The organism is Sphingomonas sp. UBA978 (assembly GCF_002292295.1).
In the GTDB taxonomy this organism is placed as follows: Bacteria; Pseudomonadota; Alphaproteobacteria; order Sphingomonadales; family Sphingomonadaceae; genus Sphingomonas.
On sequence record NZ_DBBS01000010.1, the window covers coordinates 137,284 to 157,906 of the forward strand.

18 protein-coding genes and 1 tRNA gene are annotated in these 20,623 nt (G+C 68.1%); 11 read left to right on the forward strand and 8 right to left on the reverse strand.

Going from position 1 to position 20,623, the window contains the following annotated elements; all coding sequences use genetic code 11:
- Positions 1 to 101: 101 nt before the first annotated feature.
- Positions 102 to 2,915 carry a hybrid sensor histidine kinase/response regulator gene (locus B2515_RS04670; protein ID WP_414711361.1) on the reverse strand — a complete coding sequence of 938 codons (2,814 nt, stop codon included), beginning with the start codon at positions 2,913 to 2,915 and terminating at the stop codon, positions 102 to 104.
- Positions 2,916 to 3,143: 228 nt separating this feature from the next.
- A tRNA-Leu gene (locus B2515_RS04675) sits at positions 3,144 to 3,230 on the reverse strand.
- A gap of 108 nt (positions 3,231 to 3,338) precedes the next feature.
- On the opposite strand from B2515_RS04675, the gene B2515_RS04680 reads away from it, so the two are divergent.
- The 4 genes from B2515_RS04680 to gltB all read left to right on the forward strand — a co-directional run bounded on the left by B2515_RS04680 (position 3,339) and on the right by gltB (position 11,236).
- Complete coding sequence (locus B2515_RS04680; protein WP_293874261.1) at positions 3,339 to 4,268, forward strand: complex I NDUFA9 subunit family protein; 930 nt, start codon at positions 3,339 to 3,341, stop codon at positions 4,266 to 4,268.
- A 15-nt stretch (positions 4,269 to 4,283) separates the two neighbouring features.
- Complete coding sequence (locus B2515_RS04685; RefSeq protein ID WP_293874264.1) at positions 4,284 to 5,081, forward strand: undecaprenyl-diphosphate phosphatase; 798 nt, start codon at positions 4,284 to 4,286, stop codon at positions 5,079 to 5,081.
- A 153-nt stretch (positions 5,082 to 5,234) separates the two neighbouring features.
- Positions 5,235 to 6,668, forward strand: coding sequence for an NAD(P)-dependent oxidoreductase (locus tag B2515_RS04690; protein WP_293874267.1), 1,434 nt, complete (start codon positions 5,235 to 5,237; stop codon positions 6,666 to 6,668).
- Between the two features lie 44 nt (positions 6,669 to 6,712).
- Positions 6,713 to 11,236, forward strand: a complete 4,524-nt coding sequence (gene gltB, locus B2515_RS04695; RefSeq protein WP_293874341.1) for a glutamate synthase large subunit — start codon at positions 6,713 to 6,715, stop codon at positions 11,234 to 11,236.
- Positions 11,237 to 11,240: 4 nt separating this feature from the next.
- On the opposite strand, the gene B2515_RS04700 is transcribed toward gltB, so the two are convergent.
- Together B2515_RS04700 and B2515_RS04705 are read right to left on the reverse strand one after the other, a co-directional pair.
- Positions 11,241 to 11,630 (reverse strand): type II toxin-antitoxin system VapC family toxin, encoded by a 390-nt coding sequence (locus B2515_RS04700; protein ID WP_293874270.1) that lies wholly within the window; start codon positions 11,628 to 11,630, stop codon positions 11,241 to 11,243.
- Positions 11,627 to 11,881 (reverse strand): type II toxin-antitoxin system VapB family antitoxin, encoded by a 255-nt coding sequence (locus B2515_RS04705; RefSeq protein ID WP_293874273.1) that lies wholly within the window; start codon positions 11,879 to 11,881, stop codon positions 11,627 to 11,629. The genes B2515_RS04700 and B2515_RS04705 overlap by 4 nt, the downstream gene beginning before the upstream one ends.
- A gap of 97 nt (positions 11,882 to 11,978) precedes the next feature.
- Between B2515_RS04705 and B2515_RS04710 the strand changes: the two genes are divergently transcribed.
- Entirely contained in the window at positions 11,979 to 12,653 is a 675-nt protein-coding gene (locus tag B2515_RS04710; RefSeq protein WP_293874275.1) for a glutathione S-transferase family protein, read from the forward strand.
- Positions 12,640 to 12,987 carry a tRNA-binding protein gene (locus B2515_RS04715; RefSeq protein ID WP_293874277.1) on the forward strand — a complete coding sequence of 116 codons (348 nt, stop codon included), beginning with the start codon at positions 12,640 to 12,642 and terminating at the stop codon, positions 12,985 to 12,987. Before B2515_RS04710 ends, B2515_RS04715 begins: the two co-directional genes overlap by 14 nt.
- A 4-nt stretch (positions 12,988 to 12,991) precedes the next feature.
- Here the strand turns inward: B2515_RS04715 and B2515_RS04720 are convergent, their stop codons facing one another.
- Positions 12,992 to 13,411 (reverse strand): DUF1810 domain-containing protein, encoded by a 420-nt coding sequence (locus B2515_RS04720; protein WP_293874279.1) that lies wholly within the window; start codon positions 13,409 to 13,411, stop codon positions 12,992 to 12,994.
- A 42-nt stretch (positions 13,412 to 13,453) separates the two neighbouring features.
- Here B2515_RS04720 and B2515_RS04725 point away from each other — a divergent pair, with 42 nt between their 5' ends.
- Both B2515_RS04725 and B2515_RS04730 read left to right on the forward strand, forming a co-directional pair.
- Positions 13,454 to 13,960: a hypothetical protein gene (locus B2515_RS04725; RefSeq protein WP_293874281.1), complete on the forward strand. Its 507-nt coding sequence runs from the start codon at positions 13,454 to 13,456 to the stop codon at positions 13,958 to 13,960.
- Positions 13,961 to 13,964: 4 nt separating this feature from the next.
- On the forward strand, positions 13,965 to 14,585 hold the full coding sequence (locus B2515_RS04730) for a YbhB/YbcL family Raf kinase inhibitor-like protein (RefSeq protein ID WP_293874283.1): 621 nt from the start codon (positions 13,965 to 13,967) through the stop codon (positions 14,583 to 14,585).
- Between the two features lie 464 nt (positions 14,586 to 15,049).
- Here B2515_RS04730 and B2515_RS04735 read toward each other — a convergent pair whose 3' ends face one another.
- A complete protein-coding gene (locus B2515_RS04735; RefSeq protein ID WP_293874285.1) occupies positions 15,050 to 16,114 on the reverse strand; it encodes a GGDEF domain-containing protein in 1,065 nt (354 codons plus the stop codon).
- Between the two features lie 64 nt (positions 16,115 to 16,178).
- The gene (locus B2515_RS04740) at positions 16,179 to 16,709 is read right to left on the reverse strand and encodes a peroxiredoxin (protein WP_293874287.1); all 531 of its coding nucleotides are present in this window, start codon (positions 16,707 to 16,709) and stop codon (positions 16,179 to 16,181) included.
- A gap of 65 nt (positions 16,710 to 16,774) precedes the next feature.
- Between B2515_RS04740 and B2515_RS04745 the strand changes: the two genes are divergently transcribed.
- The gene (locus tag B2515_RS04745; RefSeq protein WP_293874289.1) at positions 16,775 to 17,596 is read left to right on the forward strand and encodes an inositol monophosphatase family protein; all 822 of its coding nucleotides are present in this window, start codon (positions 16,775 to 16,777) and stop codon (positions 17,594 to 17,596) included.
- 39 nt (positions 17,597 to 17,635) lie between these two features.
- Here B2515_RS04745 and B2515_RS04750 read toward each other — a convergent pair whose 3' ends face one another.
- A complete protein-coding gene (locus B2515_RS04750) occupies positions 17,636 to 19,768 on the reverse strand; it encodes an AsmA family protein (protein ID WP_293874291.1) in 2,133 nt (710 codons plus the stop codon).
- Between the two features lie 162 nt (positions 19,769 to 19,930).
- Between B2515_RS04750 and rpmI the strand changes: the two genes are divergently transcribed.
- Together rpmI and rplT are read left to right on the forward strand one after the other, a co-directional pair.
- Positions 19,931 to 20,134, forward strand: a complete 204-nt coding sequence (gene rpmI, locus B2515_RS04755; RefSeq protein ID WP_017977259.1) for a 50S ribosomal protein L35 — start codon at positions 19,931 to 19,933, stop codon at positions 20,132 to 20,134.
- Between the two features lie 12 nt (positions 20,135 to 20,146).
- Entirely contained in the window at positions 20,147 to 20,512 is a 366-nt protein-coding gene (gene rplT / locus B2515_RS04760) for a 50S ribosomal protein L20 (protein WP_293874306.1), read from the forward strand.
- Positions 20,513 to 20,623 lie beyond the last annotated feature (111 nt).

Consider the following 20,623-nt stretch of genomic DNA (forward strand, 5'->3'; position numbering starts at 1 on the left):
CGCTTTCCCACTTGGGACACCTCCGCGCCCTCTGCGCCTTTGCGCGAACAGCGTGTGTGCTTCAGCGGTGACCGGCGAAGCGCTTCAGGCGCCGGCGTGCCTCATCCCTCGGTGCCGATGATGTCGCGGATGCGGGTCGCCAGTGCGTCGATGGCGAAGGGCTTGGTTATCATCGCCATGCCCGGATCGAGGAAGCCGTTGGCGACCGCCGCATTTTCCGCATAGCCGGTCATGAACAGCACCTTCAGCCCCGGCCGGTGCTGGCGCGCGGCATCGGCGAGCTGGCGGCCGTTCAGCCCGGGCAGGCCGACGTCGGTGACGAGCAGGTCGATGTGCAGCGACGATTGCAGCAGCTGGAGCCCGGAGGGGCCGTCGCTCGCCTCGATCGCGCGATAGCCGAGCTCCTGCAGCAGTTCGACGACGAGGTCGCGCACCGCGGTTTCGTCCTCGACGACGAGCACCACCTCGCCATGTTCGGCGCGATGCTCCTCCGTCAGGCCGGCGGCATCGGCTTCGTCCTGATCGGCGGCGCCGTGATGACGCGGCAGGTAGAGCTTGATCGTGCTGCCCTGGCCAAGCTCGGAATAGATGCGCGCATAGCCTTCCGACTGGCGCGCGAAGCCGTAGATCATCGACAGGCCGAGCCCGGTCCCCTGACCGATCGGCTTGGTGGTGAAGAAGGGTTCGAACGCCTTTTCGATCGTCTCGCGGGTCATGCCCGTGCCGGTGTCGGTGACGCAGATGCAGACGTACTGGCCGGGGCGGACGTCGCGCTGGCGGGCGGCATAGGCGCCGTCGAGATGCGCGTTGCAGGTCTCGATCGTCAGGATGCCGCCCGTCGGCATCGCGTCGCGCGCGTTGATCGCGAGGTTGAGGATCGCGCTTTCCAGCTGGTGCGGATCGCACAGCGTCTGCCACAGCCCGCCGGCGGTGACGATCTCCAGCCGCACGGCCTCGCCGATCGTCCGGCGCAGCAGCTCCTCCATGCCGGTGACCAGCCGGTTGGCGTTGACCGGTTTGGGGTCGAGCGGCTGGCGGCGCGAGAAGGCGAGCAGCCGGTGCGTCAGCGCGGCGGCGCGGTTGGCGGAGGTCATCGCGGTGGTCGCGTAGCGTTCGATCCTGTCCAGCTCGCCGCGCGCGATCCGCCGCTGCATCATGTCGAGCGAGCCGATCACCCCGGTCAGCAGATTGTTGAAATCATGCGCGATGCCGCCGGTCAGCTGGCCGACCGCCTCCATCTTCTGCGCCTGACGCAGCTGTTCCTGCGCCGCTTCCAGCGCGACCTGCCGTTCGCGTTCGGCGGTGACGTCGCGGCCGACCGCATGGATCAGGCCGGCGCCGGGCACCGCGGTCCAGGAGATCCAGCGATAGCCGTGGTCGCGGGTGCGATAGCGGTTCTCGAACCGGCCGATCGTCGTGCCGTCCGACAGGGCCGCCGCCGCATCGGCCGTGGCGGCGCCGTCGTCCGGGTGGACGAGGTCGAGGAACGAGCGGCCGATCAGGTCCTGCTCCTGCCAGCCGAGCAGCGCGGTCCAGGCGGGATTGACCGCGGTGATCGTGCCCTCGAACTGCGCGACCAGCATGATGTCGGTCGACAGCCGCCACATGCGGTCGCGGTCCGCGGTGCGCTCGGCGACCTGTGCCTCCAGCGTCTCGTTGAGCTGGCGCAGCTGCTCCTCGGCATTGCGCCGGGCGGAGATGTCGTTGAACAGGATGGCGACGCGGCGGTCGTCCGCCTCGCCGATGCGGAAGGCATAGACGTCGAACCAGCGGCCGAGCGCGATCGATCCCTGTTCGAACCGTTCGGGCACGCCGGTGCGCGCGACGCGGCCGTAGATGTCGTACCATTCCTCCTCCAGCGCCGGCGCCGCCTCGCGCAGCCAGCGGCCGATCACGTCTTCGGGAAAGCCGGTCTGGCGGTGGAAGGCGGGGTTCGCCTCGATCACGCGATAGTCGATGCGCGCGTCCAGCCGCACCTCGACGACGCAGAAGCCCGATTCGATCGATTCGAACAGGGTGCGGTAGCGGGCCTCGCTCTGGCGCAATCGCTCGCCCATCCGGCGGCGTTCGGTGAGGTCGAGCATCGCGCCGATCATGCGCACCGCTGTGCCGGATTCGTCGCGCAGCACCGTGCCGCGGTCGAGGACATGCGCATGGCTGCCGTCGGCGCGGCGGAAGCGATATTCCGCGGACCAGTTGACCCGGTCGCCGTCCCCATTGCCGTCGCCGTCGCTGTCGGCCTCTCCGTCGATGACGGCGTGAATGCTGTCGCCGACCCGCTGGCGATCGTCGGGGTGGATGTGGTCGAGCCACCAGTCGGCGTCGGTGTCGCGCTGCGGATGGCCGAACAGCGTCGCCAGCGCGGCATTCCAGATTACATGGCCGTCGGCTATGCGCCAGTCCCAGACCGCGTCGTTGGTGGCGCGGGCGACCAGCCGATAGCGCTCCTCGGTTTCGCGCCGCGCCTCTTCGGCGCGATCGCCGCGGCGGGCGCCCGTGTCCTGCGACGGGATGCCCGAGGCGAAGGCGCCGACGACGGTGCCGTCGGGATCGCACACGGGGGTGCAGGACAGCGCGATGCCGGGCCGGCGATGGCTGGCGGGCTCGCCCGCAAAGGCACGTTCGATCAGCGGCGCGAGGTCGACGTCGACGGCACGCGCATCGCGGCCGAGCGCCGCGGGATGCCCCGCCAGCCTATCGGCATAGGCATGGTTGTAGATCAGCGTCCGCTGCGGCCCCCAGGCAACGGCCATCGCCTGGTCCGATGCCAGCATCAGTCCGACCAAGGTCCGCAACGCCGGCGGCCACGCATCGGGCCGCCCGAGCGGCGAGGCGGACCAGTCGTGCCGTGCGATCGGCACCGCCATGGGGTCACGCATCCGCGCGATCTGTTCATGGAAGGAAGGGGTCGACATGCCGGGCTCACCATCCTCTCGCGCCAGCGCCGATGCAACCGGTTACGTGGCGGTCCTTAGGTGATCGCCAAAGCGACGCAATCGATCGGCAGGGTTTGGAAAAGATTTTACCGGGGCCCCGATCACAACCGCGCCGCGCCCCGCAGATCAGCGGAGAGAGCAGGACCCGCCGATTCGATCGATACTATCGCTCTCTACTGTCCGCGGATCACCCGCGGGCAGGAGAAATGGTGCCCAGAAGAGGACTCGAACCTCCACGACCTTGCGATCGCCAGCACCTGAAGCTGGTGCGTCTACCAATTCCGCCATCTGGGCACGGGGTAGGCGGCGGCCTTTAGGGGGCGGTCGCTGCGCTTGTCAACACGGGTTTCGCCGGGCAAGGGGCGGATTGTCAGGAAAGCGACGAAAAAAGGCTGCAGGCGCATGAAGGACAAGCTGGTTACGATCTTCGGGGGCGGCGGCTTCGTCGGCCGCTATGTGGTGCAGGCGTTGCTGCGCGGCGGCGCGCGCGTGCGCATCGCCGAGCGCGATCCGCGCCACGCCTGGTTCCTGAAGCCGCTGGGCGGGCTGGGCCAGACGCAATTCGTCGCCGCCGACGTGACGCTGTCCGACACGGTGCGGCGCGCAGTCGCCGGGGCGGACGTGGTCATCAACATGGTCGGCGTGCTCGCCGGCGATTTCGAGCGCATCCATGTCGCCGGCGCGCGCAACGTCGCCGAGGCGGCGGCCGGCGCCGGCGTCGCCAGCCTCGTCCATATGTCGGCGATCGGCGCCGACAGCGCCGCGCCGTCGGCCTATGGCAGCAGCAAGGGCCGCGGCGAGGAGGCCGTCCGTGCGGCGTTCCCGGGTGCCGCGATCATCCGCCCGTCGATCGTGTTCGGGCGCGAGGACCAGTTCATCAACCGCTTCGCCGCGATGATCGGCAAGTCGCCGGTGGTGCCGGTGCTGCGCGCGCCGGTGAAGTTCCAGCCGGTGTTCGCCGGCGACGTCGGCGAAGCGATGGCGCAGGCGAGCGATCCGCGCTTCGCCGGGCAGACGTTCGAACTGGGCGGCCCCGACGTGATGAGCATGGGCGAGATCATTCGCTGGATCGCCCGGACGATCGGCAAGTCGCCCTCGATCGTCGAACTGCCCGATGCGGCGGGGTCGCTGCTCGCCAGCCTGCCGTTCGCACCGATCAGCAAGGACCAGTGGCTGATGCTCCAGCGCGACACTGTGGTCGCGCCGGGCGCGGCCGGGCTGGACGCGCTCGGCGTCGAGGCGACGCCGCTGCAGGCGGTCGCGCCCGAATGGCTCGTCCGCTTCCGCCGCACCGGCCGTTTCGGCCGTCGCGCCGAAACGCTCGCCGCTTAACCTACGGGAACTGCCATGGACCTCCTCACCGTCATCCTCCTCGGCATCGTCGAGGGGGTCACCGAGTTCCTGCCCGTCTCGTCGACCGGGCATCTGATCCTCGCCGGTACGCTGCTCGGCGTGCAGGACAAGGCGACCGCGACGTTCGACATCGTCATCCAGCTGGGCGCGATCCTGGCGGTGGTGGTGCTCTACTGGCGCCGGTTCTGGGACGTCGCCGTCGGCCTGTTCGCCGGCCAGCCCAAATCCTGGGCGTTCGTCCGCAATATCGCGTTGGGCTTCATTCCCGCCGCGGTGATCGGCCTCGTCGTCTACAAGGCGGTCAAGGCGTTGCTCGAAAGCCCGACCGTGGTCGCGGTCGCGCTGATCGTCGGCGGCGTCGCGATCCTCGCGATCGAGCGGATGGTGAAGCAGCCGCGCTACGACACGGTCGAGGCGATGCCGTGGAAGACCTCGCTCGGCGTCGGCGTGATCCAGTGCATCTCGATGATCCCCGGCGTCAGCCGCTCGGGCGCGACGATCATGGGCGCGCTGAGCCTGGGCGTCGACCGGCGCGCGGCGGCGGAATTCTCGTTCTTCCTCGCAATCCCGACGATGCTGGCGGCGTCCGGCTACGACCTGCTCAAGTCGGGCGCGGCGCTGGGCGAGGGCGAATGGCTGAGCATCGCGATCGGCTTCGTGGTGTCGTTCATCGTCGCGCTGGTGGTGATCCGCTGGTTCGTCGGCATCGTCAGCCGCCACGGCTTCGCGCCCTTCGCCTGGTACCGGATCGTCGTCGGTGCCATCGCGCTGATCGCGCTGCAAATGCGATAGGACCGAAAAGCACCCTAAATTATGGCCTTGAGAGGTTGTTGCGAAGCGGTCGCAAAGAAAAGCACCAAAACAAGGGCAGCATTGCTTGCCAATAGGCCATTTTGTGCGTGACATGGCGCCTCCACCTTCGTAGCGGCGACGTCAGGAGGCCCCATGGCGCACGATTCGATGCTCAAGTTCGTTGGCCGCCCGCAGGCCTATCCGGCCAAGCGCGAGGCGGATATCCGGGCGGAGGACTTCGCCGAGATCGCCGCGCGCTATGCGCCGCCGGCCGCGGAGGATCAGGCCGGGCGCTGCTCGCAATGCGGCGTGCCCTATTGCTCGGTCCATTGCCCGCTCCACAACCATATCCCCGACTGGCTGCGCCTGACCGCCGAGGGCCGGCTGCGCGAGGCCTATGAGCTGAGCAACGCGACCTCGACCATGCCCGAGATCTGCGGCCGCATCTGCCCGCAGGACCGGTTGTGCGAGGGCAATTGCGTGATCGAATTCACCGGCCACGGCGCGGTGACGATCGGGTCGGTCGAGAAGTTCATCACCGACACCGCCTGGGAAGAGGGCTGGGTCGAACCGCTCGTCGCCGGGCCGGCTCGTGGCCAGTCGGTCGCGGTGATCGGCGCCGGACCCGCGGGCCTGACCGCGGCGGAATATCTGCGCGGCCACGGCTATGACGTCCACGTCTACGATCGCCACGATCGCGCCGGCGGACTGCTGACCTATGGCATCCCCGGCTTCAAGCTGGAGAAGCCGGTCGTCATGCGCCGGGTCGAGCGGCTGAAGGCGGGCGGCATCGTCTTCCACGAAGGCTTCAGCGTCGGCGAACAGGCGAGCCTCGACGCCCTACGCCAGCAGCATGATGCGGTGCTGATCGCGACCGGCGTCTACAAGGCGCGCGCGCTCGACGTCGTGGGCGGGGGCGACGATCGCGTCGTGGCGGCGCTCGACTATCTGATCGCGTCGAACCGCAAGGGCTTCGGCGATGCCGTCCCGGCATTCGATGGCGGCGCGCTCAATGCCGAGGGCAAGCATGTCGTCGTGATCGGCGGCGGCGACACCGCGATGGACTGCGTCCGTACCGCGATCCGCCAGGGCGCGGCATCGGTGAAGTGCCTGTACCGTCGCGATCGCACCAACATGCCCGGCAGCCAGCGCGAGGTGACCAATGCCGAGGAGGAGGGCGCGGAGTTCGTCTGGCTCTCGGCCCCCGCCGCCTTCGACAGCGACGGGACGGTCCGCGCGCGCAAGATGCGGCTCGGCGCGCCCGACGCCAGCGGCCGCCGCGCGCCGGAGCCGGACCCGAGCGGCGACTTCACGCTCCAGGCGGATCTGGTGGTGAAGGCATTGGGCTTCGACGCCGAGGATCTGCCCGCGCTGTTCGGCGCGCCCGAACTCGGGGTGAGCCGCTGGGGCACGGTGCTGGTCGACGGCAAGACGCTGATGACCAGCCTCGACGGCGTCTTCGCGGCGGGCGACATCGTCCGCGGCGCGAGCCTGGTGGTCTGGGCGATCCGCGACGGCCGCGACGTCGCCGCGACGATGCACAAATGGCTGAAGACGAAGGCCAAGGCCGGGAAGGTGGCGGCGTGACCGACGTTCCGACGATGATGACGCCCGGCAGGGAAGGCGAAACCATGACCGATCCGATGAAGACCGACCAGCGTGCGTATCTCGCCGAGCATGGCATGTACCGCCCCGACAGCGAAGGCGATGCCTGCGGCGTCGGCCTCGTCGCCGCCACCGACGGGCGCGCGTCGCGGCGCGTGGTGCAGTCGGCGGTCGATGCGCTGAAGGCGGTGTGGCATCGCGGCGCGGTCGATGCCGACGGCAAGACCGGTGACGGCGCGGGCATCCACATCGACCTGCCGCACCGCTTCTTCGACGATGCCGTCGTCGCATCCGGGCACAAGGTGCTGCCGAACCGGCTCGCAGTCGGCATGATCTTCCTGCCGCGCACCGACCTCGGAGCGCAGGAGAATTGCCGCACGATCGTCGAGAGCGCGATCATCGAGGCGGGCTATACCATCTACGGCTGGCGGCAGGTGCCGGTCGACGTGTCGGTGATCGGCATGAAGGCGCAGACGACGCGGCCGGAGATCGAGCAGATCATGATCGCCGGGCCGATGCCCGACGACGTCAGCGCCGCCGAGTTCGAGAAAAACCTGTACCTCGTCCGCCGCCGGATCGAGAAGCGGGTGATCGCGGCGCAGATCCAGGGCTTCTACATCTGTTCGCTGTCGTGCCGCTCGATCGTCTACAAGGGGCTGTTCCTCGCCGAGAGCCTGTCGGTCTTCTACCCCGACCTGCAGGACCAGCGGTTCGAATCGCGCGTCGCGATCTTCCACCAGCGCTATTCGACCAACACCTTTCCGCAATGGTGGCTGGCGCAGCCGTTCCGCTGCCTCGCGCACAATGGCGAGATCAACACGGTCCGCGGCAACAAGAACTGGATGCTCAGCCACGAGATCCGGATGGCGAGCCTCGCGTTCGGCGACAATTCGGAGGACATCAAGCCGGTGATCCCGGCGGGCGCATCCGACACCGCGGCGCTGGACGCGGTGTTCGAGGCGATTTGCCGTTCGGGCCGCGATGCGCCGACCGCCAAGCTGATGCTGGTGCCCGAAGCGTGGCAGAAGGACGCCGACATCCCCGCCGACCATTCGGCGATGTACCAGTATCTCGCTTCGGTCATGGAGCCGTGGGACGGCCCCGCCGCGCTGGCGATGACCGATGGCCGCTGGGCGGTGGCGGGCGTCGACCGCAACGCGCTGCGGCCGCTGCGCTATACCCAGACCTCGGACGGGCTGCTGATCGTCGGATCGGAGACCGGCATGGTCGTCGTTCCCGAATCGACCGTCGTCGCCAAGGGGCGGCTGGGGCCGGGCCAGATGATCGCGGTCGACCTCGACGAAGGCCGGGTGATGAACGACCGGGAGGTCAAGGACCGGATCAGCGGCGAGCATGACTATGCCGCGATGATCGGCGAATTCCACACGCTCGACGACCTGCCCGACGTGCCGGACGCCCTGGTGCAATACGACCGCCCCGCGCTGGCGCGACGGCAGGTCGCCGCCGGCCAGACGCTGGAGGACATGGAGCTGATCCTGTCGCCGATGGTCGAGACGGCCAAGGAAGCGATCGGGTCGATGGGCGACGACACGCCGCTCGCCGTCATCAGCGACAAGCCGCGGCTCATCAGCCAGTTCTTCCGCCAGAACTTCAGCCAGGTGACCAACCCGCCGATCGATTCGCTGCGCGAACGCTATGTGATGTCGCTCAAGACGCGGTTCGGTAATCTCGCCAACATCCTCGATACCGAGGATCAGCGCGACCGCGTGCTGGTGCTCGATTCGCCGGTGCTGACCGGGCAGCATTGGGCGCGGCTGCGCGCGCATTTCGCGGGCAGCGCGACCGAGATCGACTGCACGTTCGATGCGGAGGGCGGCCCCGAAAAGCTGCGCGCGGCGATCCAGCGGATCCGCAACGAGGCCGAACAGGCGGTGCGGCAGGGCAAGAGCGAGCTGTTCCTGACCGACGAGCATGTCTCCGAGGACCGGATCGCGATCGCCGGCGTGCTCGCCGCGGCGGCCGTGCATACGCATCTCGTCCGGCGTGGCCTGCGCTCCTATGCCTCGATCAACGTGCGTTCGGCCGAATGCCTCGACACGCATTATTATGCGGTGCTTATCGGCGTCGGCGCGACGACGGTGAACGCCTATCTGGCCGAGGCGGCGATCGTCGATCGCCAGCGGCGCGGGCTGTTCGGCGACCTCAGCCTCGACGAATGCCTGAAGCGGCATCGCCATGCGATCGAGGAGGGACTGCTCAAGATCATGAGCAAGATGGGGATCGCGGTGATCTCCTCCTATCGCGGCGGCTACAATTTCGAGGCGGTCGGCCTGAGCCGCAGCCTCGTCAACGACCTGTTCCCCGGCATGCCCGCCAAGATTTCGGGCGAGGGGTATAATTCGCTGCACTACAGCGCGCTGGTCCGCCACGAACTGGCGTGGGACGAAGCGGTCGCGAAGCTGCCGATCGGCGGCTTCTACCGCCAGCGCCATACCGGCGAGACGCATGCCTATTCGGCGCAGCTGATGCACCTGCTGCAGACCGCGGTGTCGACCGACAGCTATACCAGCTACCTGCAGTTCAGCCGCGGCGTCGCCGACCTGCCGCCGGTCTATCTGCGCGACCTGCTCCAGTTCAACTTCCCCAACGAGGGCGTGCCGGTCGATCAGGTCGAGGCGATCACCGAGATTCGCAAGCGCTTCGTGACGCCGGGCATGTCCTTGGGCGCGCTGTCGCCGGAGGCGCACGAGACGCTGGCGATCGCGATGAACCGGATCGGCGCCAAGGCGGTGTCGGGCGAGGGCGGCGAGGATACCAAGCGCTTCACGCCCTACGAGAATGGCGACAACGCCAATTCGACGATCAAGCAGATCGCGAGCGGCCGGTTCGGCGTCACCGCCGAATATCTCAACGCCTGCGAGGAGATCGAGATCAAGGTCGCGCAGGGCGCCAAGCCCGGCGAGGGCGGGCAGCTGCCCGGCTTCAAGGTGACCGAGTTCATCGCCAAGCTGCGTCATGCGACGCCGGGGGTGACGCTGATCTCGCCGCCGCCGCATCACGACATCTATTCGATCGAAGACCTCGCGCAGCTGATCTACGACCTCAAGCAGATCAACCCGCGCGCGCGGGTGTGCGTCAAGCTGGTCAGCTCGTCGGGTATCGGCACCGTCGCGGCGGGCGTCGCCAAGGCGCATGCCGACGTCATCCTGATCGCCGGCCATGTCGGCGGCACCGGCGCCTCCCCGCAGACCAGCGTCAAATATGCCGGGACGCCGTGGGAAATGGGCCTGTCCGAGGTCAATCAGGTGCTGACCCTCAACGGCCTGCGCGGCCGGGTGCGGCTGCGCACCGATGGTGGGCTCAAGACCGGGCGCGATATCATCATCGCCGCGATTCTCGGCGCCGAGGAATATGGCATCGGCACGCTGTCGCTGGTGGCGATGGGCTGCATCATGGTGCGCCAGTGCCATTCGAACACCTGTCCGGTCGGCGTCTGCACGCAGGACGAGGCGTTGCGCGGCAAGTTCGTCGGCACGCCGGAAAAGGTCATCAACCTGATGACCTTCATCGCCGAAGAGGTGCGCGACATCCTCGCCCGGCTGGGCGTGCGCAGCCTCGACGAGGTGATCGGGCGGACCGAATTCCTGCGGCAGGTCAGCCGCGGCGCCGAGCATCTCGACGACCTCGACCTCAACCCGATCCTCGCCAAGGTCGATGCGACCGACGCGGAACGCCGCTTCTCGCTCTCGACCTTCCGCAACGAGGTGCCCGACAGCCTCGATGCGCAGATCATCAAGGACGCGGCGGCGGTGTTCAGCCGCGGCGAGAAGATGCAGCTCACCTATTCGGTGCGCAACACGCATCGCGCGGTCGGCACGCGGCTGTCGTCGGAGATCACCCGCCGGTTCGGGATGAGCAAGCTGGCGGACGGCCATGTCACCATCCGCCTGCGCGGGAGCGCGGGCCAGTCGCTCGGCGCGTTCATGTGCAAGGGCATCACGCTCGAGGTGTTCGGCGACGCCAACGACTATGTCGGCAAGGGCCTGTCGGGCGGCACGATCGTGCTGCGGCCGGCGGTGTCGTCGCCGCTTGCCAGCCAGCAGAACACGATCCTCGGCAACACCGTCCTGTATGGCGCGACCTCCGGCACATTGCTCGCGGCGGGGCAGGCGGGCGAGCGGTTCGCGGTGCGCAATTCGGGCGCGACCGTGGTGGTCGAGGGCTGCGGCGCCAACGGCTGCGAATATATGACCGGCGGCGTCGCGGTGTTGCTCGGCAAGGTCGGCCAGAATTTCGGTGCGGGCATGACCGGCGGCATGGCGTTCGTCTACGATCCCGATGCCGACTTCGAACGCCGCGCCAATCCGGAAAGCATCGTCTGGCAGCGCCTCGCCTCGGCGCATTGGGAGGGTGTGCTCCGCGACCTCGTCGAACGCCATGCCAAGGCGACCGACAGCAAATGGTCGAAGGGTCTGCTCGCCGACTGGGACCGGATCGCCGGCGACTTCTGGCAGGTGGTGCCGAAGGAAATGCTGTCGCGGCAGGCCTATCCGCTCGACGATACGGTCGAACTGGTCGCGGCGGAGTGATGGATCACAGCGCGGACCGGATATCGGTCCGCGCGAAATCCTCGCCTTTGTAGAGCAGGGGGCAACCCGCGACGTGTGCCACCGCATAGGCCATGCAGTCGCCGTAGTTGAGCGATGCGGGATGCCGCCCCTTGCCGAAGCGATCGAAGGCGGCGGTGGCTGCGGCAAGATGCTTGGCATCGAAGTCAATTCGTTCGACACCTGACAGAATGGCGGCCAACGATGCACGGGCGGCGGAATCGCCAACCTTGTTCGTGGTCACGAGATGCAGTTCGAGCTCCGTCGGACGACCGATCAGCAGTCGTGCCGCATCGGACATTCGCCGGGCAAACCGTTCGGCGTCCGGCTCGTGACGCAACAGCGCGACGATGGCCGACGTGTCGAGCGCAATCATGTCGGCAGACCGTTTTCGTCATAACCGAGAATCTCATCCGGCGTCCGCGGATCGATCATCGGTGCGGCGGCGAAAATGGCCTGCGCTTCCCGCACCCTGGCCATGAAACCGGCCTTGCGTTCCGCTTCGCGATCACGCTGCAACTCGTTGCACACGGCCATGCCGATGGCGTCCGTCAGGGACAGACCGCGGCTCGCCGCCAGTTCACGGATCGCCTGTTCATAGGCGTCATGCTTGATGTTGATGCCCATCGCGCCGCTTTCTAGAAAACCCAGCCTCAATTTATAGAACACCCGCCGGAACGCAACGGCTTCACCTCCACGCCACGATTGGCCTACAGGTGCCGATATGTGGCAGCTTTACCAATTCCCCCTGTGTCCGTTCAGTCGCAAGGTCCGCCTGCTGCTCGGCGAGAAGGGCATCGGCTATGAGCTGGTGCGCGAATCGCCTTGGGATCGGCGCGACGAATTCATGGACATGAACCCCGCCGGAGAAACGCCGGTGATGGTCGATGCCTCCCGCCCCGGCGCGCCGCTGATCGATTCGATGGCGATTTGCGAATATTTCGAGGAAACCGTCGACAAGGCGGCAACGATCAACGGCACCGCCGCCAACCGCGCCGAAATCCGCCGGCTGGTGACGTGGTTCGACACGCATTTCTATCGCGACGTCACCGGGCCGCTGTTGCACGAGCGCGTCGTGAAGCGGCTCGCGCATCGCGCCGCGCCCGACGCCAAGGGACTGCGAGAGGCGATGAAGGCGGCGGTCAGCCATCTGGATTACACCGATTATCTGCTCGATCACCGTAACTGGCTGGGCGGCGCGACGATGAGCCTCGCCGATCTCGCCGCCGCGGCGCAGATCTCGGTCGCCGACTATCTCGGCGGCATCGACTGGAAGGGGCATGACCAGACCGCGCGCTGGTATCGCGGCTTCAAGAGCCGGCCGAGCTTCCGGCCGTTGCTGTCCGAACGTATGGAGATGATCGCTCCGCCGGTGCATTATGACAATGTCGACTTCTGATCCCATCGCCTTCGCCGATTTCGAGGCGGTCGATATTCGCGTCGGCACGATCGTCGCCGCCGAGCCCTTCCCGGAGGCGCGCAAGCCGGCGTTCAAGCTGCGTATCGATTTCGGTGCGGCGATCGGCGTCAAGAAATCCTCCGCGCAGATCACCGAACATTATACGCCCGACACGCTCGTCGGGCGGCAGGTGGCGGCGGTGGTCAACTTCGCGCCGCGGCAGATCGGGCCTTTCATGTCGGAGGTGCTGACGCTGGGCTTTTCCGATGCGGACGGCAAGGTGGTGCTGATCGGCCCCAGCCTGCCGGTGCCGAACGGCGGCCGGTTGTTCTGACCGGTCACCCCCGGTCGAGCAGCGCCAGCGTCGCGGGATCGCGCATGCCGCCGAAGAACCGGTCGAGCGCGGCGACGAACGGTGCCGGGTCGTCCGCCACCGCGGCGAACAGGGTCATCGACGATCGGAGCTTGATCGCGTCGATCCCGCCGAGGATCGCCCCGGCGCTGCCGGTGGCGGACGTGACTGCGGCGGTCGCTTCGTAAAGGCGCGGCCCGAGCAGCGGGTGTTCCAGATAGGCCCGCGCCTCCGCCGCATCGCGGATCGCATAGAAACGCGCGGTGTCGCTTTGGCCTAGTCCGGCGATCTGTGGAAAGACGAACCACATCCAGTGGCTGGACTTGCGGCCGTGATGCAGTTCGGCAAGCGCCTGGTCGTAGACGCTCGCCTGTGCGGATGTGAAACGGTCGAGATCCTCTACCATGGCGCAGGCAACCCTCGGGCGTCTCGCCGCGTTCCACTCTCCATGCGCGTGCTTTTCCTCACCCCGTTGTTGCTGCTCGCGGGATGCGGCAGCCAGACCGACAAAACGGCGGACAATGCCGCCGCGGCAGGATTCGTGCCGCCGCCGACGCAGGCACCGACGCCGATCCCGGGGCAGGCGCATAGCAATCCGATCACCGCCTATGTCGGCAGATATCCGACCGATGCGGTCGATGGCGTCGGCTTCTACGACCGGACCGAGGTGTCGCGCGCGTTGAACGACGCGGTCGGCGACGATGCGGTCCGCCGCCGTTTCCTGGCGCGCGATGCGGTGACCGTGCCGATCTTCGCGATGCGGGACGGCCGCGTCGCCGCGCACGGCTGCGAACCGCACAATTGCGCCGATGCCAATTGGACGTTCGTCGTCGCGGCCGACGGCAGCCGCGGTGAGGCCTGTTATCACGACGCGGCCGACATGGGCGCGACCAGCCGCTGGTATGCCGCAGGCGCGGCGCCCAAATCCCGTCCCGGCGATTGCCCGCAGGAGTAGATCGATGCTCGAACATGTTCCCGCCTGGCTGGGCAAGGCGCTCGGCGACGTGCGCGCCGGCATGGAGAAACTGGCGGTGGCGCGGCTGGTGACCGACAATGGCGTGCCGTCGCTGGAGCTGTCGAGCCCCGCGTTCGCCGATGGCGCGCGGATGCCCGAACGGTTCACCGCGGACGGCGACGGCGTGTCGCCGCCGCTGACCTGGGGCATGCCGCCCGCCGGCACCGCGCGGCTCGCGCTGCTGGTCGAGGATGCGGACGCCCCCGCGCCGCAACCGCTGGTCCATGCGGTGGTGTGGGGGATTCCCGCCGACGCCGGCCGGCTGGCGGAGGGCGCGGTGATCGGTGACGGTGCCGGCACGCCCGAGCGCGACGTCGGGCGCAATTCCTATTTCCGTGAAGGCTGGCTGCCGCCCGACCCGCCTACCGGGCACGGACCGCATCGCTATGCCTTCCAGCTGTTCGCGCTGGATGCGGGGGCGGGCGATCCGGGCCAGACGCCCGGCCGTAGCGCGGTGCTGGAGGCGATGGCGGGGCATGTGCTCGCCGCTGGTGTGATGATTGGGACCTATAGTCGCGGCGAGGATGCACCGGTTGGTCCGGTGGGCGCGGCGGCGGTCGCCTGAGTATCGGTGGAGGGCGGAGGCCCGGCCGTGACGCGCCGGGCCCGATCCGCTCTGGCCTCGGGCTCAGCCGAGGGTCGTGCCGCCCTGGCTGGCGAGGACGAGGATGGTCGTCGCGAACGAGGCGAGGCCGAGGAAAAGACTGCGATACATGGTGTTTCTCCCTTACGGGCGCTGATGCGGTGGCGGATCAGGCGATCGGAACGACGGGGACGGCGGCGCTGACGGCGACGGCGGCGAAGGCGAGGGCGGCGACGACCGAGAAGGCGGCGCGCTGGGCGAGTTCGAAGCGGATGAACATGATGGCATTCCCTTTTGTGATCGGTGCGAGGTGTTCGCCGCCGATGCCAGGGACGTTGCAGCTGCCGTGCCAGTTTGTGTAACTGACGGAAAACATGGGAAAAGGCGAATTTGTGTCAGTAGATTTGGCGTTTTTCGCCAAGCGGCCTGCGGATTCTACGCCATTATCAGGCGGCGCATACCCGATCGCGGCCTTCGGCCTTGGCCGTGTACAAAAGGCGGTCGGCGCGATCGAACGCCGCGGCGATGGTTTCGCCGGTCTGGACCGCGGTGACGCCGATCGAGATCGTCACTTGCCCTAGCGGCTTGTCGGTTTCGCGCAGCCGCATGCGTTTGCCGGCGATGACGTTGCGCACGGCGTCGAGATGCGTGGCGGCGTCGGCGAGCGCGATGCCGTGAAGCAGGACAGCAAATTCCTCGCCACCATGGCGGACGACGAGGTGCCCTTCGCATTCCTCCGCCAATGTCCGGCCGACCGCACTCAGCACGCGATCGCCGATCTGGTGGCCGTGGACGTCATTGATCCGCTTAAACCGGTCGATATCGCACATGGCGAGGCAGAAGGGGCCGTCCGGCTCGCTACGGGTGGCGAAGGCCTCGTCGAAGGCGCGGCGATTGGGCAGGCCGGTCAGCGCGTCGCGCCGCGCGGTGTCGTTCGCTTCCGCCAGCTTCGCGCGCAGCGCGTCCGCCTCGTGCGTCGCCCGCGCCAGCCGCGTTTCGGCATCGCGGATGCGCGACAGCATTGATCCGGTGATGCGCGCGATCTCGTCCAGCCCCGCCGCGGCCTGCGAGACCGGCGTGCTGCGTTCGATCGCGGCGGCGCTCTGCGCCAAGTCGCGGCCGAAGCCGCGCGTCTCGTCCTGCATCGCCCGCATCATATCGGCGAAGCCGTCGACCTGCGCCTGCGTCTCGGCGACGAGCTGCACCGCCTCGTCCTCGACGCGCTGCTCCGCGGCGCGCTGCTCGTGGCGCGGTGGCGGGGATGACACGCCGCCGCCGCCCATGACCACGGTCCCGCCGAGCTTTTCGATATCCGACCGGTTGAGCCGGACGCCGCCATCGGTCAGCCGCGCCACCGCCTGCGCGATCGGGCCCTCGGGGTTGGCGATGACGTCATAGGCGAAATTATAATGGGCCGGTTCAGGGCTGAGCGCATGCGACGCAAGGAAGGTGCCGATCTGCGCGAACAGATCGCCCTTGTCGTCCTTCCTTGCCGCGAACGGTCCGCGCATGCCCCACCCTTCAATCTCCGCCATGGATGTAGCGGCGATTGGTTATCGGAGCGTTGCACTTTGGTCAGGAATGATGAAGTTTTTGCACCGCAGCGAGGGTCAGCGCGACATGCTGCGCCGGGTTCATGTCGTCGTGCACGAAGGCGACGCGGCCGTCGCGCCCGATGACATAACTTGTCCGCGTCGTCAGTGACTTGCCCCGGGCGTTCAGCGCGACGTTATAATTGCCGATGACCGCCGGACCGGCGCTGGCCACCGCGAACTTGCCGGCACATTTTTCTGCGGAGAAACGCTGCAGCGTCGGCACGTCGTCCGCCGACATGCCGATCACCGTCGCGCCCGCTTTCTGGAATTCCGGGACGGCTTCGGCGAAGGCATGCGCCTCGGCATTGCAGCCGCCGGTGAAGGCGGCGGGGAAGAAATAGAGCACCACCGGCCCCTTCTTCAGCTGCTGCGCGAGGTCGATGTTGACGACCTTGCCCGCGATCGCGCCGCGGGTGGCGAAGGTCGGCGCCTTGGCCCCGACCGCCAGGCCCGCGGCGGTGGCGGGCGCGGCGACGATGGCGACGGCGGCGAGCATGGGAAACAGGCGCATCAGACGATCCTCTCGAAGTTGCCGCACCCTAGCGCGGCGCGAGCGGGCAGGATAGGGCGCAGGCCATGCCGATCACCGCCGCAGACATCCAGCTCGCCAGCCGCCTCGCCGACGCCGCCGGCACCGCGATCCGCCCCTATTTCCGCGGCCAGCATGGCGTCGAACTGAAGGACGACCATTCCCCCGTCACCCGCGCGGACCGCGAGGCGGAGGCGGCGATGCGCAAGCTGCTCGACGCCGAGGCGCCCGGCGACGGCGTGATCGGCGAGGAATATGGCGAGAAGCCCGGCGTGACGGGGCGGACATGGGTGCTCGACCCGATCGACGGCACGCGCAGCTTCACCGTCGGTCGCGCGATCTTCGGCACGCTGATCGCGCTGGTCGAGGACGGCTGGCCGCTGCTGGGCATCATCGACCAGCCGGTGCAGCGCGAACGCTGGGTCGGCGTCGCCGGGCGACCGACGACGTTCAACGGCACGCCGACGCGGACGCGGACCTGCGCCGCGCTGGAGGGCGCGGTGCTGGCGACGACCAGCCCGCACCTGTTCGACGACGACGACGTGCCGCATTATATGGCGTTGGTCGCCGCCGCCTCCGGCGGGCACGCGCGACAGGGGCCGGTCTATGGCGGTGACTGCTACAATTACGGCCTGCTCGCCAGCGGTCACCTCGACATCGTCTGCGAATCGGGGCTGCAGCTCTACGATTTCGCGGCGCTGGTGCCGGTGGTCGAGGGCGCCGGCGGACGGATGTGCGACTGGAACGGCGACCCGCTGACCGCCGCCAGCGCCGGCCACGTCCTCGCGATCGGCGACCCGGCGCGGACCGACGACGTGCTGGAGGCGATCCGGGCGACGGCGGGTGGTCACGATCCTCACGATCACTGACCTCAGTCATCCCCGCCTGTGCGGGGATGACGATAGCCCTCAGAATATCCCCAGAAACTTTTTCCGCTGCTCCTTCTTCTCGCCGCCCGATCCCTTGCCGTTCTCGGCCTTGGCGGTCGTGCCGCGGCCGACGTCGTCGCGGGCCTCGCCCTTGGTCGTGCGCTGCGCTTTCGCGGTCGCGCCCGACAGCACCGGCCCGCAGGCGGCCGACTTGGCGTCGCCGACATCGACGAAGGCGAGCACCCCCGCCACCGGCGTCGCGACCAGCGCCAGCCCGAGGCCGACGCCGGCGCGGCCGAGCAGCTGATCGCTGATGACGTTCAGCTTCGGCGCGGCGAACACGCCGCCGACGCCGACCGGCGACTGGCCGGAGAAGAGGCTGAACTTCTTGCCGTCGGCGCGGAAGGCGAGATCGACCCCTTCGGTGCGGAAGCTGAAGCCGCCGCGTCCGACGATGACGTTCTTGGTCGTGTCGATCAGGATCGGGTCCGCCGCGGCGACGCCGTTGCGGACGGTGAAGGCGACCAGCCCACAATTCACCTCGACCGGCTTCTTCAACTTGTCCTCGAACATCTTCTGCACGAACGTGCCGAGGTCGAGCTCCGCCAGCTGGACGTTGCGCGTCCACAACTGGCCCTGCGGCATGACGAAGGCGATGCGGCCGGCGGCGGTGCTGAGCGAATCGTGGATCGAATCGCCACGCCCGTCCAGCTTGATCCGACCCTTGATCGTGCCCGTCGTCCCCGCCTCGGCGACGCCATAGCCGGCGAGCAGCCGTCCCATCGGCGTCGGCGCGAGCCGGATGTCGTAGCTGACCGCGCTGGGCCGCTGGCGTGTGTCGAACACCACGTCGGAGGCGACGTTGCCGCGCGCCATCGCGAAGCTGAGCGGCGACAGCGCGAGCCGCCCGCGATCGAGGTTCAGCGTCACGTCCATGTTGCTGATCGGGAGGTTGCGCGACCGGACCGTGCGGATCGTCCATTTCAGGTCGGCATCGAACCGCCGCATCGTCGCGATCGGCAGTTCGGCGTCGGGCATGATCCGCTGCGGCGCGGCGCCGGTCGCGGCGGCGGCGGCGATCGCACCTTTGGTGGCGACGATATCGGGGTTGTAGCCGATGAACGGTGCGGCATCGATGATGTCGAGCGTCTTCGTGGCGAGCACCGAATCGAGGTGCAGCCGGTCGCCGTTGGTGATCGTCAGCGTGCCGGCGACGTCGCTCGCGCCGACGGTGCCGCTCATCCGCGTAAAGCGATAGTCCTGGCCCTGCTGCACCAGCTGCGCCTTCAGCCGGTAGGTGCGCGTGGTCGGGATGACGACGCCGATGATGCCGAGCAGCTCCGACAGGTTGCGGCCGCGTGCGCGGGTCTGGAGCGGCACGCCCTCGATCCCGGCGATCGACGGCAGCGTGCCGGACACGTCGACGACGTTGTGCGCGGCCCAGGCGCGCGCGACGAGCTGGTTGCGGCCGCGATTGACGGTCGCGTCGGGCGACAGCAGTTGCGCGGTGACGCGGAACGGCGTGCCGCGGATCGTGCCCTTGCCGTCGACCCCCACCGCCTTGCCGATCCGCGCATCGGTGGAGCGGATGTCGTCGACGTCGAGGTCGGCGAGCAGCTGCATGCGGGGATCGCGATAGCGGACGGTGGTGCCGCGCACGCTGGCGACGTCGATCCGGGGAAAGTCGAGCGGCTTGCCGCCCTTCTTGGTGCTGAACGTCCAGGTATTGGCGGTGTGCGCCGCATTCCATTCGAGGTCGACCGCGCCGTTCGCCAGATCGAGCCAGTACAATCGCCGCTTGCCCCAGATCAGCGACAGCGGCGCGATCCGCGTGTCGATCCGTTCCGCCTGGAACAGATAGGGTTTCGTCGCCCAGTCGGGATTGGCGATCGTCATCTTTTCGGCGAGGAACTTGATTCGGAACGGTGCGAAATAGAGCTGGAAATCGCCGGCGACGGTGACCGGCCGATGCGTCTGGCCGCCGACGAACCGCTCGAACGGATGCTTCAGGAAGCGGCCCTTGGTGATGTAGAGCACCAGCCAGATCGCGACGATCAGACCGACCAGCGTCAGCAGCGTGTTGCGCGCGATCCGCCATATCCGGCGCCGGCGCCGCCTGACCTCGGTCGGCGAAGGGGCGGGGGTATCCGGGGCGGGGGTGGCCGTGTCCATGGAGCCACCAAGCGCGCGCGGCCTCGTTCCGGTTCCGCATCGGTTGCGTTTCGCGATCGGGCCCGCTAAGGGGGGCGCTTCCCGAGCGAGGCGCTACAGGACTGCCCGGCCATCAAGGGCTGCCGCGGCTGTCCATGCCATGCTCATAGCGAAAGGACCAAAATGCCCAAGCTCAAGACCAAGAGCGGCGTCAAGAAGCGCTTCAAGCTGACCGCCAGCGGCCTGCTGAAGCACGGCGTCGCCGGCAAGCGCCACCGCCTGATTAGCCACAACAGCAAGTACATTCGCCAGAATCGCGGCACCAAGGTGCTGTCGAAGGCCGACACCGCCACGGTGAAGGCCTGGGCGCCGTACGGCCTCAAGTAAGGATAACAGGATATGGCACGCGTCAAGCGCGGTGTAACCACCCGGGCCAAGCACAAGAGGATTCTTGTACAGGCCAAGGGCTATTACGGTCGCCGCAAGAACACCATCCGCATCGCCCGCCAGGCCGTCGAAAAGGCCGGCCAGTATGCGTATCGCGACCGCAAGGTAAAGAAGCGGACCTTCCGCGGCCTGTGGATCCAGCGCATCAACGCCGGCGTCCGCGCCGAGGGTCTGACCTATTCGCAGTTCATGCACGGCCTCAAGCTCGCCGGCGTCCAGCTCGACCGCAAGGTCCTGGCCGACATCGCGATGCACGAGGGCGCGGCTTTCAGCGCCATCATCGCCCAGGCGAAGGCGGCACTGCCCCAGGCCGCATAAGCGACTGGTGCGATGCGACGAATCGGGGCGTCGGTGGGATACCACCGGCGCCCTTTTTCCGTCGTGGGACGGGGCGTCCCTTCTACCCGTCATCCCGGCGCACGCCGGGAC

Excerpts from the sequence above, each read along its gene's own strand:
- B2515_RS04670 (WP_414711361.1), bottom strand. The coding sequence starts at position 2,915 with ATGTCGACCCCTTCCTTCCATGAACAGATCGCGCGGATGCGTGACCCC.
- B2515_RS04680 (WP_293874261.1), top strand. The coding sequence starts at position 3,339 with ATGAAGGACAAGCTGGTTACGATCTTCGGGGGCGGCGGCTTCGTCGGC.
- B2515_RS04685 (WP_293874264.1), top strand. The coding sequence starts at position 4,284 with ATGGACCTCCTCACCGTCATCCTCCTCGGCATCGTCGAGGGGGTCACC.
- B2515_RS04690 (WP_293874267.1), top strand. The coding sequence starts at position 5,235 with ATGGCGCACGATTCGATGCTCAAGTTCGTTGGCCGCCCGCAGGCCTAT.
- gltB (WP_293874341.1), top strand. The coding sequence starts at position 6,713 with ATGACCGATCCGATGAAGACCGACCAGCGTGCGTATCTCGCCGAGCAT.
- B2515_RS04700 (WP_293874270.1), bottom strand. The coding sequence starts at position 11,630 with ATGATTGCGCTCGACACGTCGGCCATCGTCGCGCTGTTGCGTCACGAG.
- B2515_RS04705 (WP_293874273.1), bottom strand. The coding sequence starts at position 11,881 with ATGGGCATCAACATCAAGCATGACGCCTATGAACAGGCGATCCGTGAA.
- B2515_RS04710 (WP_293874275.1), top strand. The coding sequence starts at position 11,979 with ATGTGGCAGCTTTACCAATTCCCCCTGTGTCCGTTCAGTCGCAAGGTC.
- B2515_RS04715 (WP_293874277.1), top strand. The coding sequence starts at position 12,640 with ATGTCGACTTCTGATCCCATCGCCTTCGCCGATTTCGAGGCGGTCGAT.
- B2515_RS04720 (WP_293874279.1), bottom strand. The coding sequence starts at position 13,411 with ATGGTAGAGGATCTCGACCGTTTCACATCCGCACAGGCGAGCGTCTAC.
- B2515_RS04725 (WP_293874281.1), top strand. The coding sequence starts at position 13,454 with ATGCGCGTGCTTTTCCTCACCCCGTTGTTGCTGCTCGCGGGATGCGGC.
- B2515_RS04730 (WP_293874283.1), top strand. The coding sequence starts at position 13,965 with ATGCTCGAACATGTTCCCGCCTGGCTGGGCAAGGCGCTCGGCGACGTG.
- B2515_RS04735 (WP_293874285.1), bottom strand. The coding sequence starts at position 16,114 with ATGCGCGGACCGTTCGCGGCAAGGAAGGACGACAAGGGCGATCTGTTC.
- B2515_RS04740 (WP_293874287.1), bottom strand. The coding sequence starts at position 16,709 with ATGCGCCTGTTTCCCATGCTCGCCGCCGTCGCCATCGTCGCCGCGCCC.
- B2515_RS04745 (WP_293874289.1), top strand. The coding sequence starts at position 16,775 with ATGCCGATCACCGCCGCAGACATCCAGCTCGCCAGCCGCCTCGCCGAC.
- B2515_RS04750 (WP_293874291.1), bottom strand. The coding sequence starts at position 19,768 with ATGGACACGGCCACCCCCGCCCCGGATACCCCCGCCCCTTCGCCGACC.
- rpmI (WP_017977259.1), top strand. The coding sequence starts at position 19,931 with ATGCCCAAGCTCAAGACCAAGAGCGGCGTCAAGAAGCGCTTCAAGCTG.
- rplT (WP_293874306.1), top strand. The coding sequence starts at position 20,147 with ATGGCACGCGTCAAGCGCGGTGTAACCACCCGGGCCAAGCACAAGAGG.